The organism is Erysipelothrix aquatica (assembly GCF_009828825.1).
Lineage (GTDB): Bacteria > Bacillota_I > Bacilli_A > Erysipelotrichales > Erysipelotrichaceae > Erysipelothrix > Erysipelothrix aquatica_A.
Genome location: NZ_WTTA01000006.1, coordinates 35,892 through 51,445 on the forward strand (window position 1 = coordinate 35,892; position 15,554 = coordinate 51,445).

General features: G+C 38.2%; 21 protein-coding genes. 3 read left to right on the forward strand and 18 right to left on the reverse strand.

The features are described from left to right. Position 1 precedes the first annotated feature (1 nt). The 6 genes from prfA to GVV22_RS10275 form a co-directional block, all read right to left on the reverse strand. Positions 2 to 1,084 (reverse strand): peptide chain release factor 1, encoded by a 1,083-nt coding sequence (gene prfA, locus GVV22_RS10250; protein ID WP_159649959.1) that lies wholly within the window; start codon positions 1,082 to 1,084, stop codon positions 2 to 4. Further along, a complete protein-coding gene (locus tag GVV22_RS10255) occupies positions 1,084 to 1,695 on the reverse strand; it encodes a thymidine kinase (protein WP_159650001.1) in 612 nt (203 codons plus the stop codon). The genes prfA and GVV22_RS10255 overlap by 1 nt, the downstream gene beginning before the upstream one ends. A 66-nt stretch (positions 1,696 to 1,761) precedes the next feature. After that, positions 1,762 to 1,965, reverse strand: a complete 204-nt coding sequence (gene rpmE / locus GVV22_RS10260; RefSeq protein WP_159638490.1) for a 50S ribosomal protein L31 — start codon at positions 1,963 to 1,965, stop codon at positions 1,762 to 1,764. 101 nt (positions 1,966 to 2,066) lie between these two features. Beyond that, positions 2,067 to 2,513 carry a MepB family protein gene (locus GVV22_RS10265; RefSeq protein ID WP_159649960.1) on the reverse strand — a complete coding sequence of 149 codons (447 nt, stop codon included), beginning with the start codon at positions 2,511 to 2,513 and terminating at the stop codon, positions 2,067 to 2,069. 3 nt (positions 2,514 to 2,516) lie between these two features. Next, positions 2,517 to 2,972, reverse strand: a complete 456-nt coding sequence (locus GVV22_RS10270; protein ID WP_159649961.1) for a threonine/serine exporter family protein — start codon at positions 2,970 to 2,972, stop codon at positions 2,517 to 2,519. Then, on the reverse strand, positions 2,972 to 3,721 hold the full coding sequence (locus GVV22_RS10275; protein ID WP_159649962.1) for a threonine/serine exporter family protein: 750 nt from the start codon (positions 3,719 to 3,721) through the stop codon (positions 2,972 to 2,974). Before GVV22_RS10275 ends, GVV22_RS10270 begins: the two co-directional genes overlap by 1 nt. Before the next feature lie 108 nt (positions 3,722 to 3,829). Between GVV22_RS10275 and GVV22_RS10280 the strand changes: the two genes are divergently transcribed. Genes GVV22_RS10280 through GVV22_RS10290 form a run of 3 tightly spaced genes read left to right on the forward strand, consistent with a single transcriptional unit; the run spans position 3,830 to position 5,583 of the window. After that, the gene (locus tag GVV22_RS10280) at positions 3,830 to 4,147 is read left to right on the forward strand and encodes a PadR family transcriptional regulator (protein WP_159649963.1); all 318 of its coding nucleotides are present in this window, start codon (positions 3,830 to 3,832) and stop codon (positions 4,145 to 4,147) included. Then, on the forward strand, positions 4,144 to 4,716 hold the full coding sequence (locus GVV22_RS10285) for a DUF1700 domain-containing protein (RefSeq protein ID WP_159649964.1): 573 nt from the start codon (positions 4,144 to 4,146) through the stop codon (positions 4,714 to 4,716). Before GVV22_RS10280 ends, GVV22_RS10285 begins: the two co-directional genes overlap by 4 nt. Next, entirely contained in the window at positions 4,717 to 5,583 is an 867-nt protein-coding gene (locus GVV22_RS10290; protein WP_159649965.1) for a hypothetical protein, read from the forward strand. It begins immediately after the preceding gene. A gap of 33 nt (positions 5,584 to 5,616) precedes the next feature. Here the strand turns inward: GVV22_RS10290 and GVV22_RS10295 are convergent, their stop codons facing one another. The 12 genes from GVV22_RS10295 to pflB form a co-directional block, all read right to left on the reverse strand. Continuing rightward, positions 5,617 to 6,291 carry a hypothetical protein gene (locus tag GVV22_RS10295; protein ID WP_159649966.1) on the reverse strand — a complete coding sequence of 225 codons (675 nt, stop codon included), beginning with the start codon at positions 6,289 to 6,291 and terminating at the stop codon, positions 5,617 to 5,619. 25 nt (positions 6,292 to 6,316) lie between these two features. Then, complete coding sequence (locus GVV22_RS10300; RefSeq protein WP_159649967.1) at positions 6,317 to 6,991, reverse strand: hypothetical protein; 675 nt, start codon at positions 6,989 to 6,991, stop codon at positions 6,317 to 6,319. A gap of 9 nt (positions 6,992 to 7,000) precedes the next feature. Next, positions 7,001 to 7,711: a hypothetical protein gene (locus GVV22_RS10305; RefSeq protein ID WP_159649968.1), complete on the reverse strand. Its 711-nt coding sequence runs from the start codon at positions 7,709 to 7,711 to the stop codon at positions 7,001 to 7,003. A gap of 17 nt (positions 7,712 to 7,728) precedes the next feature. Next, entirely contained in the window at positions 7,729 to 8,409 is a 681-nt protein-coding gene (locus tag GVV22_RS10310) for a hypothetical protein (protein WP_159649969.1), read from the reverse strand. A 17-nt stretch (positions 8,410 to 8,426) separates the two neighbouring features. Then, on the reverse strand, positions 8,427 to 9,104 hold the full coding sequence (locus GVV22_RS10315; RefSeq protein ID WP_159649970.1) for a hypothetical protein: 678 nt from the start codon (positions 9,102 to 9,104) through the stop codon (positions 8,427 to 8,429). Positions 9,105 to 9,119: 15 nt separating this feature from the next. Then, positions 9,120 to 9,959: an ATP-binding cassette domain-containing protein gene (locus GVV22_RS10320; protein WP_159649971.1), complete on the reverse strand. Its 840-nt coding sequence runs from the start codon at positions 9,957 to 9,959 to the stop codon at positions 9,120 to 9,122. Next, positions 9,943 to 10,689 carry an ATP-binding cassette domain-containing protein gene (locus GVV22_RS10325; protein ID WP_159649972.1) on the reverse strand — a complete coding sequence of 249 codons (747 nt, stop codon included), beginning with the start codon at positions 10,687 to 10,689 and terminating at the stop codon, positions 9,943 to 9,945. Before GVV22_RS10325 ends, GVV22_RS10320 begins: the two co-directional genes overlap by 17 nt. Next, entirely contained in the window at positions 10,682 to 11,296 is a 615-nt protein-coding gene (locus GVV22_RS10330) for a hypothetical protein (protein WP_159649973.1), read from the reverse strand. The genes GVV22_RS10325 and GVV22_RS10330 overlap by 8 nt, the downstream gene beginning before the upstream one ends. A 13-nt stretch (positions 11,297 to 11,309) precedes the next feature. Next, on the reverse strand, positions 11,310 to 11,861 hold the full coding sequence (locus GVV22_RS10335; RefSeq protein WP_159649974.1) for a hypothetical protein: 552 nt from the start codon (positions 11,859 to 11,861) through the stop codon (positions 11,310 to 11,312). A 2-nt stretch (positions 11,862 to 11,863) separates the two neighbouring features. Then, entirely contained in the window at positions 11,864 to 12,244 is a 381-nt protein-coding gene (locus GVV22_RS10340) for a GntR family transcriptional regulator (protein ID WP_159649975.1), read from the reverse strand. Between the two features lie 133 nt (positions 12,245 to 12,377). Next, on the reverse strand, positions 12,378 to 13,124 hold the full coding sequence (gene pflA, locus GVV22_RS10345; RefSeq protein WP_159649976.1) for a pyruvate formate-lyase-activating protein: 747 nt from the start codon (positions 13,122 to 13,124) through the stop codon (positions 12,378 to 12,380). Beyond that, positions 13,111 to 15,336 carry a formate C-acetyltransferase gene (gene pflB, locus GVV22_RS10350; RefSeq protein ID WP_159649977.1) on the reverse strand — a complete coding sequence of 742 codons (2,226 nt, stop codon included), beginning with the start codon at positions 15,334 to 15,336 and terminating at the stop codon, positions 13,111 to 13,113. The genes pflA and pflB overlap by 14 nt, the downstream gene beginning before the upstream one ends. Positions 15,337 to 15,554 lie beyond the last annotated feature (218 nt).

The following is a 15,554-nucleotide window of genomic DNA, read 5'->3' on the forward strand; positions in this document are numbered from 1 at the left end:
ATTATACGCCTTGTTCAAGGATTTCACGTTGCTCTTCTGCGAGAAGTGCAGCGATAATTTCATCCATTTTACCTTCCATAATAATATCTAGTTTTTGTAAAGTTAATCCAATGCGGTGATCACTCACACGGTTTTGTGGATAGTTATACGTTCTAATTTTTTCTGAACGATCGCCTCGACCAATTTTTGATTGACGGTTTTCGTTTCGTTCTGCTTGAAGTTGTTGCTGATGGTGCTCGAATACTCGCGCACGGATAATACGCATCGCTTGATCACGGTTCGCATGTTGAGAACGACCATCTTGGACCTTAACGGCAATTCCTGTTGGCTTGTGAACAATACGAACAGCAGAGTCCGTCTTATTAACGTGTTGTCCACCGGCTCCAGATGAACGCATTGTATCGATTTCAAGATCGTTTGGATCAATATCAATTTCTTCTTCTTCAACATCCGCTAGGACAAGTACTGTTGCTGTTGATGTATGAATACGGCCTTGCGTTTCTGTTTTTGGTACCCGTTGAACACGGTGTGCCCCAGATTCAAATTTAAAGTGACGGAATGGCTCTTGTCCTTTAACGATAAATGAAATCAAAGTATAACCACCATTTTCAGATTGAGATGCTTCCACAACTTCACATTTGTAACCAAGACTTTCTGCATATCGTGTATACATACGGTAGAGGTCTCCTGCGAAAATATTTCCTTCGTCACCACCTGCGGCACCACGAATTTCAATAATAGCATCGAAATCATCTGATGGATCGCGTGGAATTAGAAGTACACGGAGGTCTTCCGTTAGTTTTTCAATTTTTTCACTGTTTTCGGCCATTTCCATTTCGGCCATTTCTTTTAATTCAGATTCGGATTCTGTTTCATACATTTCTTTTGCTTCTGCATAGAAACGTTCTGCAGCTTCGTATTGTGCAAACGCTTGAACTGTTTGTTGTAGTCCAGATTGTTCTTTTCCATACTTAGCCATCAATTTATGATCCCCTAATACTTCAGGAGACATCATAAGTTCTGTTATTTCAGCGTCTCGGGCTTTAATCCGTTCAAGCCTTTCACGCATCGCGCTATCAATCATTATTTACCACCTTTACTATATCCATTAATCCCTGGTTTATTGTAGACGATATGGTCGTGGCGGCAACGAGCCTCATAGGCTTCACTTGCTCCGACCATTACAATTGGGTCATCATACGACGCAGGTTCTCCATTAACAAGTCTTTGTGAACGTGTCGCCGGACCACCACATACAGTACAGACCGCTGTTAGTTTTGTTACAAACTCTGCTGTAGTCATAAGTTTGGGAATAACTCCGAATGCTTCACCTCGGAAGTCCATATCTAAACCTGCTGCCATGACTCGCTTCCCACTGAGTGCAAGATATTCACACACTTTGAGTATTTCATCATCAAAGAATTGAACTTCATCAATTGCTACGACATCAATCTCTGGTGTCACAATGTCCAAAATTTCTCGTGCATCTTTAATTACATAAGAATGAACGCGTGTTCCTGCGTGGGAAACTACTTCATTATCACTATAGCGATTATCTATTTCCGGTTTAAATACTGCGATATTCTTATTTGCAAATTTTAACGTGTTAATACGTCGAATGAGTTCTTCAGTTTTCCCTGCAAACATGCATCCTACGATTACTTCTATATACCCCTCTTGATATTGATGATACATCATATTCCGTCACCTCTTGCTTCTAATTCTATCGCATTTTCCCAAAAAAAATAAGGGGAGAGCCCCTTATTTCATACCATATTTTTTGTTGAACTTGTCAATACGTCCAGCTGCGTTAGCAAAACGTTGTTTTCCTGTATAGAAAGGATGGCAGTTTGAGCATGTATCTACACGTAGATCTGCTACTGTTGAACCGACTTCGATTTCTGTATTACAAGAAGTACAGACAATTTTAGTTTGATGGTATTCTGGATGAATTCCTTTTTTCATTTGGTTTGTCTCCTTCCGCCTAAGACGATTGGCTCATCTTAGATAAGTGCGTAGTAATAATATCATAAAGCATGTAAATACGCAAGCATTGGTGCTTGTCTTTATATTGATGTTTGTTTAAAGTATGGCGCCTGCCATTTTTGTGTCTTCTGTGCGCTAGAATTCAGTTCTTTTTCCCATGCCGGGTAAATACGAATTCCCATTTTACCGGCTTTCTCTTGACTACGGAGAATGCCTTGTTTAAACAACACATCTTTAGGGATTTTGAAGTATCCACATTGATGCTTGTCTTTAACGATTATAATAAGAAACGCTGGACTCGTTTCATAGGCATATGCCTGATTGGTGTTTGATTCATTTTTCTCCCAGAACACTACAAAGTAACCGTTCTTTTTGGGCGTCTTTTTCGCGAAACGACTCCGGTAGCTAACTCCATCTGCCTCGAAACAAAAACCTTCATAATCTGCATTTTGAGCTTCTAGTTCGATATTGCTAATTCCTGGAATTAATGCTTCGTTGGTTAAGTAGTCAATCGATTGATTTATCATGATTTATGACGCTTTCTTATTGAGTTCGCCATTGAGAATTCTCATCACAAGACGGTAGAACACCTCAATCATAACGATCGCAAAGGCCATGGTCATTGAGATTGTGAAGGTCTTCATCAGCAATTCAACGCCGCGGATGTACTCAGCACTTACAAAGCTTTGGATTGCTTGGTAAGCTGAAATACCTGGAACTAATGGAAAAATACCTGGCAGATTAAACACGGTTGTTGGCATTCTCAATTTTCTTGCGAACATAATCGCACAAATTGAAACCGCAACAGAGCCTGCAAATACGGAAATATAGGTATTATAGCCTATAAGGAGCAAATACCAGTTCACCATCCACCCTACCATTCCTGTAACCCCACAGTGGATAAGGACACGACGTGGTGCATTTACAATTATTCCAAAACCCAACGAACTTACGAAACTTGTTACTACTTGAATTAGGAAAGCCATTAGAACACCACCCCACTCATAACACCCGCACCAATCATCGCAGCGATCATCATCGCTTCAACCAAGAAAATTGTTCCAGAAATTGTGTTTCCAACAAGGAAGTCACGAATCGAGTTCATAATTTGGATTCCCGGTACAAAAATGATGATACTTCCAATTATTACTGTGTCTACATTATGAATTATTCCTATCTTCGCACATACATTCGCAACGGTTGCAACCAAAAATGCTGCTAAAAACTCTTGTAAGAATCGTACTTTGAGGTAACGGTTTGCCACGTAGTAAAAAGCGTAGCCAATAGCACCAATCAGAAATGTTAATCCGAAATCTTTCGCAGATCCTTGGAAAATAATCATCATGCACGCGCTTATTACACCAGAAACGATTACCCGTAGCCACAACGGAAAATCGGTAACAGAAGTACTTATTTCTTGCATCCGATTATAGAACTGAGGCACATCATAAATACCGCTACTGAATTGGCGGGAGGCTTCGTTGACTTGGGCAATTTTCTCGACGTCTTGTTTTCGACTACTAATTCGTTTCATTTTTGTGCTTTCACCTTTATGTGTCGTCACAAAAATACCGGTTGGAATTACAAAACTCATCGCTTCATTTGTACCATACTCTACAGATAGAATGCGATTCATTGTATCTTCAACACGGTGCATTTCGGCGCCATTCTCCATGAGAATCTTACCAGCAAGGACACATGTATCTAGTAGCATTTTTTCTTCATTTGCGTTCATCCTATCCACCTCTTCTTACCGCTATTCTAACACTTTTTGATTATTTTTAAATAACTACCTTGCGTTACACAGTACTGTGTGATACATTGTTGTTAAGGCGGTGATGATATGAACACACAGTTCAAAAAGGGTGTTCTTGAATTATGCGTCCTTGCTTTATTATCGAAAAAGGAACATTACGGTTATGAAATCGTAAGTCGCGTTTCGGAAACAATTGAAGTTTCAGAAGGTACAATCTATCCTTTGTTGCGTCGCTTACGTAATGATGGTTACGTAACGACACGTCTTGTTGAATCAACACAAGGACCTTCTCGAAAATACTACACACTAACATTGCAAGGTCAAGCATATACGGAAACAATGATCAACGAATGGCTTTCATTTACGGGCCACGTTAACGAAATATTAGAAGGAGACATTGTATGACACGAAATGAATACTTATATATATTAAGAAAGAATCTACAATCACTCCCAATTGATGAAATTGATGACATTATTAATGATGTCGCCAGTCATTTTGACTTTGGGGTGGAGGAAGGAAAGCGTGAAGAGGAAGTCGCAAAGCAACTAGGTGATCCGGTTGATATGGCGCGCCAATTCATTGGGGTAACTCCGAAACAACAATCTGACACTTATACCCAACCATCAAAAAGTTCGATTCCAGTTTGGTTGAAGACATTAATAACTGTTTTCGCAGTTTTATTTCTTGCACCACTGGTCTTAAGCATCTATCTCTTGATTTTATCTTTTATTCTCGTGGGGATTTGCTTAATTATAGCCTCAGTCTTACTCTTACTTGCACCTCTCTTGGCACCTCTTGCACCTGCATTTGTCTCAATGCCATTATCTTTTGCTAATGTGGTTTTACTAGTTTTAGGATTCTCATTATTAGGAATCGGAACCGCTTGGCTTTCGGTGTTTGCCTTCCGTGGCTTTACGGCCCTAATCCGAAAAGGATACGCAAGTCTCTCTCTTAGTTTGGAGGCGTTATAGATGAAACGTTCTGCGAAACGTCTTTGGATTCCTGTGGTCATGGTTATTGTTGGACTGATATTTACAGGAATCGGGATGACATCACTAATTACTGGTGTCGTGAACACTACGTTCAAACCCGAAATTGTAGATACCAATTTCCAAACTGAAACATTTCAACTTAGTTCACTAGACTCAAACTTTATTATAAAAACTAATAATATCAATAATGTCCGAGTAACATTCGATGATTCGAAACCATATGGTGGTGAAGCGATTGGTGATTTGAGCGAATTTAAGGTTGCAGAATCTTCAAATACGACAACGATTCAAACCGCGCGTGATATTTGCGCAATTACTGTCTCCGGATGTTTCAAATCCAATTTTGATCAGATTACATTAAATCTTCCAGAATCATATTCTGGTTCAATTACTGTAAATGGTCTTGCACAGAATGTGTCTGTCCACTCACAATCATTAACGACATTAAGAAGTCTTGATATAAATACACTCAACACGCGTGTCGAACTTCAAAATATTGATGTTAAAACTGAATTAAACGCCATGAACCTAGATGTTTCTTTATCTAATGTTTCTGGTCGTACCGAAGTAAATAGTATCAACAGCAAAAACCAAATTAGGGAACTTCAACGACCACTCTTTATGGACGTGAATGGAATGAACTCTACGGTAACAATCGCTGATCCAACCGGTGAATTGGGCTATCATGTCTCGTTCGAGAGTTTAGCGACTTCTTTCTCAGATAAGCAAGCAAGAATAGAACGTGATCGATTCTTCAGTTCAGGACAACCAATTATTAAAAACACTTCGAATAACTTGTTAACGCTTGAACTCGATGGACTCAACCAATCTGTCGTTGTACGTTAAAAATAAAGAACGCCTTGAATATGGCGTTCTTTTTTAGTGTTGGTCTCGATTTAAATAATTTGTTTTAGTTTTTTGTGGGCTTTCTATGTTATTCACTATATATATTGCATACATCACAGACGCAACACCTATCATTGCAATCACACTATTGCGAATTGTTGCATTTTCTACTCTTAGAACATTTGTTGCAGCAATTAATATAAAATACAATGGGATAACTGAGACAGCATGCTTATCTGAAAATAATCTTATTTGTATTTGTCCTCGAAAGAACCCTCTCACAATTATCAGAAGCATCAAACTTACAATCACCGACGAAATCGTGATTTGGTTAAAACTCTTAGGAAATACAAACCATACTATTCCAGCGATGCTTATGGCAACTGTCGTTTCTATCTGCGTCACGTAGCGCATCGTCAATGAGAGCATTGATTTCTTCGATAGTCCCTGATTTAACCACAGTGCCTGCATTTCGCGGGATAACCTTGGACCGACGAGATTCTTCATTACCCGCACTAACATAAAGTACATAATCATTACCACAATCAGCACTAAATATGGCACAGAATACTGAAACCGTGCAAAATCATCATAAAAAATTTGAAATGGCCAGATCAAGATTGAGGTGAACACTGCTGGGAGCAGTAAGAACCCTACTCCAAAACGAACTGGATGTATTTTTATGTACCGATTAAAATGTTTCTCCATAGACGCAATACACTCTCCTTATTAGCTAATTATTTTCAGAGATATAGTTTGCTTCAATATCGTATTGAAGTCGTAATTTTGAAATTATATAAAGAAGATATGCAAACATAATTAAGAACATGACTATCAGAATTTGTTGTCGCACCATTATGAACTTTAAGATATATTGTACTCCTGAAATAACTATCAACACATGTAATGGGGATATACGGATGAGTTTCTCCTCCACTAACACCGACAAGAGAATCCAACGCAACACCAGTAACCGTAGTAATAGAATGCCGCCTACTGTAATCACAATCATTTTAATGTCGATGATTGTGACTATTCCGGGATAGAATAACAACGTAGTTATGATAAAAGAGAGCAATTGCGCCCATTCAAGCCAATATATCGTTAATTTTAGTTGTCTGTAAATTTCAGTTTTTGTGAACCCCTGATTGATGAGCAACTCTTGCATGCCCTCAGTCAGTCGTATTTTACCAAAATTCACAACAGAAGACGAAACAACACTATATCCCACCGCAAAGACACAAATTATCGCGATACTCAGAGACGGAAACGCAGGTACATTCAGAGCTATAACTTGAAAGGAAGCAACAAACACTAACGAAAGTATAAACATGATGCCCATAACAAGTGATGTACGACCAATTCTTCCAGTGTTAAAGTAATGAGATAGCCTTAATTCCTTTCCCATAATCTCCTCCTAATCTACATCCATTCTAACAAACGCATCCTTCGACACTTTTCCTCGAATTGCTAACTTCACGGTAATTGTGAGAATAATAGCCCCATAAATTAAAGGTATCATGATGTGTCGTTGAACATCCGTCAGTTTTAGAAACTTGCCAAGATTGTTCAAAACCTCATATCCAAAGAATAGGATTACTACCGCCCCTGCTTGCAGTATTTTTTCAAAGGGTGATTTGTCATCTTCAGATTTAGTCCCATCTTTTATTCCAAACATAAAGTAAGGAATGGACATAAACACTAAAAGCGTTGATAAAACAATGACTACCACCCCTGAAAATAGCCGTTGTTGAATCGGTACATTGTAAAATAGTAGAAAACCCAAACAAGTTGCCGGAATTAGTGCTAAAGCAAGTTTTTTTAAATATACCTCGGCTGCGTGGTACATATCTTCTTTTTTCATCCCAACACTTAACAGGTATGCTTGCATTTTGGGTTGAAGACTTGAAGAGAAAATCATACCCGCTGCTCTTTGCACTAATAGAAATGGAATTCCAATTGATAGAAACATGATTAAATTGTTCCCTTTGACTTCAACCACTTGATTTCCGACAATTTCATAGTCTTTAAACGATGATACCAATCCCAATAGGAAGGACATCACCACAGACATGATTACTGTGAAACCAAACAAAACAATGTGGTATTTCTTTAAATATTGTTTCATATCAATCTTCCTTTCTGTTAAGAAATATCGCACTTAAGATATAATTCTTTCGGGTTTAAACTTCGTTTCATTCTTTTAATAATTGTTCCAAGTAGGACTACCAACATGATGATTATCATGGAAATTGCCAACACATTTCGATCAAGGTTATATGTTTCAATCAGAAATGTTATGCCATAGATTACCAACATAGTTACAATATATGCGACGACCACAGACCATCGGTCTTGACCAGAAATTGTATCTTTAGCTATCTTTCCATTAGATAAGTCATTGCTGCCGTAATATCGATACGCAAACCCCAATAGTGATGAAAGGATAACAACAATAATCGTCCCCATAACTCTGAGCAGTGGTTCTACATCATAGAGTAATCCAAAACACACTCCCACAGTCACAATTGATATCCCCATTAATCGGCCCATTTGCCACTGATGTGCAGAAAAAATATCATCTTTAGAGTGTCCCGCACTGATAAGATAAGCCTGTAAATCTAGTGTTAGACTTTTTGTTAGAACATGTGCATTTGTTATCATAAGAATAATCGCTGGTATTACAATCGCCATGTACAACATTACGAACGAATTTCCATCACGAGGCATACTCGAACCTAATCTTAAAACCATCATTATTACCACTATTCCGATACTACTTCCAAAGAGTAAGAATGGATGCATTATACTCAAATATTTCTTCATATTGTACTCTCCTTCCCTTAACCAATATCGGTATCTAGATAGTTCTGCTCTGCACTCATTCCTCTTCTGATGCCTTTTAATATGCAGTAAATGAGATATACCATCGCTACAAACCAAATAATCATCAGCGTGTCTTGGTATCCTATGTTTGCATAGCGGAAAATTATTGCAATCAAACCCAGCATTAGAAGTGTAACGACTGAATATCGCTGATTCTGTTGGTCATCGCTTGGTGCACTGATAAGATTACCTATTACTGTATTCGCCAATAATAGATGAAACGCACCTTGCACAATTAACATTGTCACCGCAAGCATGATTCGCACAAAATTCACCGGTCCGCCATAGGAGAATAAAAGGAGCATACTGTTAAATCCACTCGATATCATTGCAAGCACGTACATGTATTTGCGAAACTCATCTACAATTTCTTTTTTTGAAAGTCCTGCCCCTACTATGTAATTCTGCATATCTAGCGTCAGTGATCGTTTACGTATATTTTCGCACATCGCATAAACAATAAACGGTGCGACCAAAACTTGTCCAAACATTTCAAAATAAACGCCATGTTCTCCCGCATAACTTGAAGGTATACTTGTCAAAAGCAAAAGTTGTGTCATCATCGCAACCACAACTGTAAATGGGATGATGATCAAGACACTATAGGGATGACGATTTCGGATATAAGAGTACATAGAAAATCACCCCTGTCACTGCGTCGTAAATCGACGTGTTGGTTTCCGTTCTAGATAGTACATTATTTTCTCTAGAGATAAAAGTTCAAGGTTCTCAAGAGAATTATTTATATGTGTATCGATTAAGGCTTGAGTTCCAAATTCTTGGCGCCATACATTAATAACACCTTCCGAAGGTACGTCATCAGCATCTCCTTGCCAAAGCTTGAATCGCTCCATAATTTCGATTGGAGCTGCATCAAATTGAATCTGGCCTTCTTTGAAGTAGATGATACGATCTGCAATCCGCTCAAAATCTTCAACATTATTGGTAGCAACCACCACTGTTTTTGATTCATCAATGAGGTAATCCTGAATTCCGGTAATAGTGTCATTTAAGGACGTAGTGTCCAACCCAAGCGTTGGTTCGTCTAAAAGCCAAACATCTGCATTGACTGCTTGAACAGTCGCAAACATTAGCATGCGAGACTGACCTTTTGATAAATCGTTTACTTTGATGCTGATTGGTATCTTATAGTTAGCTAACTTCTCATACCAAGTTTTTTTATCGTATGTTCGATAGATCACGCTTAACATATCGTGAATTGTATAGGAATTTGATTCACTTGGAAATGGTGTTTTATCCGGCATATATGCCACGGTGTGATTTCTTATATATTCTGAATAAGCGAGACCTTCATATGTAATGCTTCCACCATTTGGCTCAAGTATCCCTGCCATGACTTTCAGTGTCGTAGACTTTCCTTTACCATTTTTTCCTGCAAGTAACACAAGTTCACCCTGATGTATCTCAAGGTTAAGTGGGCCAATTGTAATGGCATCTCTTTCTTTAATTAGTTCATTCAGCTTGATCACGTTGAATTCCTCCTTGCATAAGTTCAACAAAACCTTCTACAGTTATCTTGTCGTACGTCACCTTTCTTAGTCCCAAGATATTTTTTGCTTGGTCTTGAAATGACTCAATATCAGTAAACATAAGCATTTGACCTTGTTCTACATATGAAACAAAATCAATCATTGAACTCAATTCCCGAACTAGGTGTGTTGAAATAATTGCGGTGGCATTATGTTCGAATACGTAATCATAGAGATCCTCCAAGATTTCTAACCGTGTAGCGGGATCAATCCCGGTCGTGGGTTCATCGAATACGAGTAATTTCGCATTGTGAGATAGTGCAAGTGCCATCAAGAAACGTTGTTGTAATCCATATGACAACGTTTTAATTTTCTTGTCCAATCGCAATTCATATTTCTGCGAGTAAAACTCAAAAGCTGTTTCGTTCCACGTATTTTTATAAACAGATTTCATAATTTTTAGAACTGCATTACCCGTCAAGCTATCGTTAAATGGAAACGAATCTGGTATATAGGATAAGGTCTCTCTAAAGTCTACGACCCTTTCAAACGTCACACTACCTTGTTTATTATCTCGATTGCCCATAAGCATCTTGATGATTGTAGTTTTTCCAGATCCGTTACCACCAAAGAGACCAAGGATTCCTTGCGGTAATGTAAAAGATACCGGTCCAATTTGACTAAATTGGTATTCTTTTTTTATGTCGTGAACTACAAGCCCTTTATTCATATTTGGTTCCCCCTTTGTTCCAAACCTGATATCGATTTTCTTTCCATTGCATATAAACTCCAGCAATTAGTGCCAAAGTCCCAATTACATAATTACGTGTCATCTGGAGATTCATGGTCTTCATATTGAAGAGATACATAGTAATCACAATAATAGCTACGATTGCAAATGTTCCCTCTAATATTTTTCCTAATGTATCATTCTTTTTAACGGGTGTTCGATATAAACACATCGATAAGAAGAAATAGCCAAAGAAAATGAATAATTGATTGAAAAAATTGAAGTAGTAAGTAAATCCGAAGTAAATCCACGGTAGTGCAATTAGAGATGTCATTATGAATGCAATTACCGCTGAAAAAACAACCGTGCCTAGGAAGCGATCACAAAGTGAAAGTGGCATGACTGCATAAAAATCGTCACTCGGTGGAGTCATATATATTCCATACAAGATCAACCATTCTCCTGCACTTGTATAATAGTCTATTAATGATTTTTCCTGCTTAAAGAACAAGGGCACTAGGTGCAATACATTGATTACTAACACAATGATAACTATTTTTCGCCACTTATGCTTACTTTGAAGTAAATACTGTATTTGCCCGCTCATTATCGTCTCCTCTCTATTGCATAAACTTCGTAAAATTATTTCTTTTATAGATGTAATAGAATCCGTATAGTATCACAGTGATAATAAGTCCTGCCCCAAAGATTTCAATACTGTTGAAAATCATTCCTAGAAAGGCAAGCACGAAGAATGCAACGAATCCAAATGCCACTTCATTTTCACTACTCTTTTTCTTAACACCTTTGATACTAATGTATGAACTTTCAACTAAGGACCAGGCAAAGATTATTCCGGTCATAAAGAATGTGCTTGTTGAGCTATTTCCTGTAAAGGATAGTATTAAAAATACAAACAAGCCTTCTACAAGCGCTATTCCCAAGGTTACCAGCGTCCGATCACGTGCCGTTATTGGAAGTGCAAAATAGGATAGTTGTCCTTCTTTTCTAAACAGACGCGTTGTTAGCCCAGAGAATGCAATATAGAATGGAAAATAACTCGCATCATTATTTCCGCTCATTGTACGTAGAAAGATAAAAATTGAAAGGGTGATACGAATGAGGATTGTTCCCCATCGTTCTCTTATTTGAATACTGAGTTCTCCTACCATAGCTATTCTCCTATCTCTTCCTCTAAAATCCGCAACATTTCATAAACTTCCTTATAATCTATCGCTGCCGTCTTCGCAAGAATTAATGCTTCCTCTAACTTTTGTTGAATTTCTGATAGGTACTTTTCTTGGATAAAATCCTTGTTTTGTTCAGCAACATAGCTTCCTTTTCCAGGAACTGTTCGGATTAGCCCTTCGCGTTCTAACTCTTCATATACGCGCTTTGTCGTAATCACACTTACTTTTAACTCTTTCGCTAAATGCCGTATTGAAGGCATCAGCGTTCCTGGAGTCAACGATCCGTTCGCAATCTGGTCACGAATTTGAATCACAATTTGCTCATATATTGGTCTGCTATCATTATTCTTAATATATATTTGCATGATGCCCTCCTTGTATATACATTATATACACAGTATATACACACTGTCAATACACGCTATATACAGCTTTGAAACAAAAATAAAAAAACTTACAGCATTGGACGAGCCCATATGTTGTAAGTTCTTCGATTTCTTATGCATTACTACGAATTGTCGCTACTTTCTGAATTAAGTATTCTTGTAACTCCATTGCAGTATCTTTGTTCATTGCAGGTACACCATCAAGCGGGTACTCTTTATCAATCAATTCATATTTATTAACACCCATTGTATGATATGGCAATAATTCAATACGCTCAATATTATTCAACGGTGCAATGTAATCAGCAAGTTCGTCCATGTATTTATAGGTATCATGGAAACCTGGCACAATCACAACCCGAATCCAAATAGGAACATTGTGTGCCTGTGCTTTTTCCAAAAATTGTTGGGTTACCCGAAGTGGCGCACCCGTCATTTCTCGATATTTTTTTTCTTCCAAACCCTTTATGTCATAGAGAATAGTATCGGTAACACTTAAGATATCATCAAATGTATCTGGTCTTCCAAATCCTGATGTATCTAAGCATGTGCTAATACCTTCAGCTTTGCATGCTTTCATGGCTTCGTATAGAAACTCCGGTTGATTGAGAGGTTCTCCACCACAGAATGTTACGCCCCCTTCTTCTCCGTAGTAAGGTTTATAACGCTTGAGCTTATCGACTAACTCATCGACTGTGATTGCATCTTTCGGATCTGTCTTCCACATATCTGGGTTGTGGCAGAACAGACAACGAAGGGGACAGCCGGATAAGAACGCAATCGTTCTTATTCCAGGGCCATCCACCATCCCCATTGTTTCAAATTTACGAATGTAGCCTGTGCGACTAGATTGTTTCATGGAAGGTACGGCTGATAACTTCACGTTGTTGTTCTGTCGATAGACGGTTGAAGTTGACTGCGTATCCTGAGACACGGATTGTTAATTGTGGGTATTTTTCTGGATTTTGCATTGCGTCTTCCAATAACTCACGATTCAATACGTTTACATTTAAGTGGTGTGCTTTTTGGTTAAAGTAACCGTTCATAACACCAACAAGGTTATTTACACGTTCGTCTTCACTCTTACCTAATACTTGAGGAACGATTGAGAATGTGTTTGAAACACCATCTTCACAAACATCTGCATACGGAATTTTCGCAACAGAGTTCAATGAAGCAAGTGCTCCTGAACTATCACGTCCATGCATTGGGTTTGCACCTGGTGCAAATGGTTCTCCAGCTTGACGTCCGTCAGGTGTTGATCCTGTTTTCTTACCATAAACAACATTTGATGTAATTGTAAGAATTGATAGTGTATGTTTTGCATTGCGAATTAACGCATGTTCTTTGAGGTATCCTGAGAAACGCTCAACGAGGTCGACTGCAATTGCGTCAACTGCATCGTCATCATTTCCGTATTTTGGATAATCACCCTCAACTTCAAAGTCTACCGCAATTCCTTCTTCGTTACGGATTGGCTTAACACTTGCATACTTGATTGCTGAAAGTGAGTCAACTGCAACTGAAAGTCCTGCAATACCAAATGCCATGAGGCGTTCAACGTTTGTATCGTGAAGTGCCATTTGACCTTTTTCATATGCATATTTATCATGCATGTAGTGAATAATATTCATTGTATCAACATATACAGCAGCTACTTCTTTTAAGACATCATCATAAACTGCCATCACTTTGTCATAATCTAAGATTTCATCATTCATTTCAGGAACATCATCAATAACTTTAATGCCCTTAACTTCGTCACGTCCACCGTTCATTGAGTAGAGTAAAGCTTTTGCTAAGTTTGTTCGTGCCCCAAAGTATTGCATTTGTTTTCCAATTTTCATTGCTGAAACACAGCATGCAATTCCGTAATCATCGCCAAAGTTTGGACGCATAATGTCATCATTTTCATATTGGATTGCTCCAGTTTCGATTGACATTTTTGCACAGTAACGTTTGAATCCGATTGGTAAGTCTTCTGACCAAAGCACAGTCATATTTGGCTCAGGTGCTGGTCCTAAGTTTGTAAGTGTGTGTAAGTAGCGGAATGAGTTTTTAGTTACAAGTGTGCGCCCATCTTGACCCATACCACCAATTGATTCAGTAACCCATGTTGGATCACCCGCAAATAAATCATCATATTCTGGTGTACGTAAGTGTCGAGCCAAACGTAGTTTCATAATAAACTGGTCAATGTAAGCTTGTGCTTCCTTTTCTGTAATTTCGCCTGCAGCGATATCACGTTCGATATAGATATCTAAGAATGAAGAAGTACGGCCAAGTGACATCGCAGCACCATTGTTTTCTTTGATTGCTGCTAAGTATGCAAAGTAAGTCCATTGAATCGCTTCTTTTGCGTTGACAGCTGGTTGGCTAATATCGAAACCATATTTTGAAGCCATTGATTTGATTTCTGCTAATGCACGAATTTGTTCGTTTACTTCCTCACGTAATTGAATGCCTTCTGCATTAATTTTACGAATCTTAGCTAAGTCTTTTTTCTTCTCAGCAATTAAGAAGTCAATACCATAAAGTGCTACACGGCGGTAGTCACCAATGATACGACCACGTCCGTATGCATCAGGAAGACCTGTAAGTAATCCTGTAGTACGGTATTTACGAATTTCAGGAGTATATGCATCAAATACACCCGCATTATGTGTTTTGGTATAATTATGCCAGAAATGGCTTGTTTGATCATCAAGTTTTCGGCCATAGATATCTAGGATATTGTCCACCAAACGGATTCCACCATAAGGGTTGATAATACGTTTTAAAGGAGCATCTGTTTGAAGTCCGACAATTTCTTCGTCTTCTTTGATGATGTAACCAGGACCAAAGTTGTCGATTCCTGACATTTCGTTCATTTCGATGTCAAGTACGCGAACTTTAACCTCTTCTTTTAACAGTTCTAAACTCTTATTCCATAAACGATCTGTATTATCGCTAATTGGTGCTAAGAATTTGTCATCGCCTTCATACGGTGTAACGTTTTGTTGAATGAAGTCTCTAACATTAATTTCCTCTTGCCATGAACCTGGCTTAAATCCGTTCCATGCTTTTGTCATAGTAACATCTCCTCTGTTTCTACCCCTATCTTACCAAAGGAATAATGGTTTTTTTATATGTTGATGATTATTTTTTATCATTTCCGTATTTTTGATAATCAGACATCAAATCTATGTTCGATTTACACACATTTGATAATAAGGTTTATATTTTCACAATCTTTACTTTGAATGGCGCTAATACCGCTTTAAAACTGGATATTGTCTCCTATATGCAA

Coding starts and splice junctions, on each gene's coding strand:
- GVV22_RS10325 (WP_159649972.1), bottom strand. CDS start 10,689: ATGAATAAAGGGCTTGTAGTTCACGACATAAAAAAAGAATACCAATTT.
- GVV22_RS10285 (WP_159649964.1), top strand. CDS start 4,144: ATGACACGAAATGAATACTTATATATATTAAGAAAGAATCTACAATCA.
- GVV22_RS10275 (WP_159649962.1), bottom strand. CDS start 3,721: ATGAACGCAAATGAAGAAAAAATGCTACTAGATACATGTGTCCTTGCT.
- GVV22_RS10305 (WP_159649968.1), bottom strand. CDS start 7,711: ATGAAACAATATTTAAAGAAATACCACATTGTTTTGTTTGGTTTCACA.
- prfA (WP_159649959.1), bottom strand. CDS start 1,084: ATGATTGATAGCGCGATGCGTGAAAGGCTTGAACGGATTAAAGCCCGA.
- GVV22_RS10340 (WP_159649975.1), bottom strand. CDS start 12,244: ATGCAAATATATATTAAGAATAATGATAGCAGACCAATATATGAGCAA.
- pflA (WP_159649976.1), bottom strand. CDS start 13,124: ATGAAACAATCTAGTCGCACAGGCTACATTCGTAAATTTGAAACAATG.
- rpmE (WP_159638490.1), bottom strand. CDS start 1,965: ATGAAAAAAGGAATTCATCCAGAATACCATCAAACTAAAATTGTCTGT.
- GVV22_RS10255 (WP_159650001.1), bottom strand. CDS start 1,695: ATGTATCATCAATATCAAGAGGGGTATATAGAAGTAATCGTAGGATGC.
- GVV22_RS10265 (WP_159649960.1), bottom strand. CDS start 2,513: ATGATAAATCAATCGATTGACTACTTAACCAACGAAGCATTAATTCCA.
- GVV22_RS10310 (WP_159649969.1), bottom strand. CDS start 8,409: ATGAAGAAATATTTGAGTATAATGCATCCATTCTTACTCTTTGGAAGT.
- GVV22_RS10280 (WP_159649963.1), top strand. CDS start 3,830: ATGAACACACAGTTCAAAAAGGGTGTTCTTGAATTATGCGTCCTTGCT.
- GVV22_RS10330 (WP_159649973.1), bottom strand. CDS start 11,296: ATGAGCGGGCAAATACAGTATTTACTTCAAAGTAAGCATAAGTGGCGA.
- GVV22_RS10270 (WP_159649961.1), bottom strand. CDS start 2,972: ATGGCTTTCCTAATTCAAGTAGTAACAAGTTTCGTAAGTTCGTTGGGT.
- GVV22_RS10290 (WP_159649965.1), top strand. CDS start 4,717: ATGAAACGTTCTGCGAAACGTCTTTGGATTCCTGTGGTCATGGTTATT.
- pflB (WP_159649977.1), bottom strand. CDS start 15,336: ATGACAAAAGCATGGAACGGATTTAAGCCAGGTTCATGGCAAGAGGAA.
- GVV22_RS10315 (WP_159649970.1), bottom strand. CDS start 9,104: ATGTACTCTTATATCCGAAATCGTCATCCCTATAGTGTCTTGATCATC.
- GVV22_RS10300 (WP_159649967.1), bottom strand. CDS start 6,991: ATGGGAAAGGAATTAAGGCTATCTCATTACTTTAACACTGGAAGAATT.
- GVV22_RS10295 (WP_159649966.1), bottom strand. CDS start 6,291: ATGGAGAAACATTTTAATCGGTACATAAAAATACATCCAGTTCGTTTT.
- GVV22_RS10335 (WP_159649974.1), bottom strand. CDS start 11,861: ATGGTAGGAGAACTCAGTATTCAAATAAGAGAACGATGGGGAACAATC.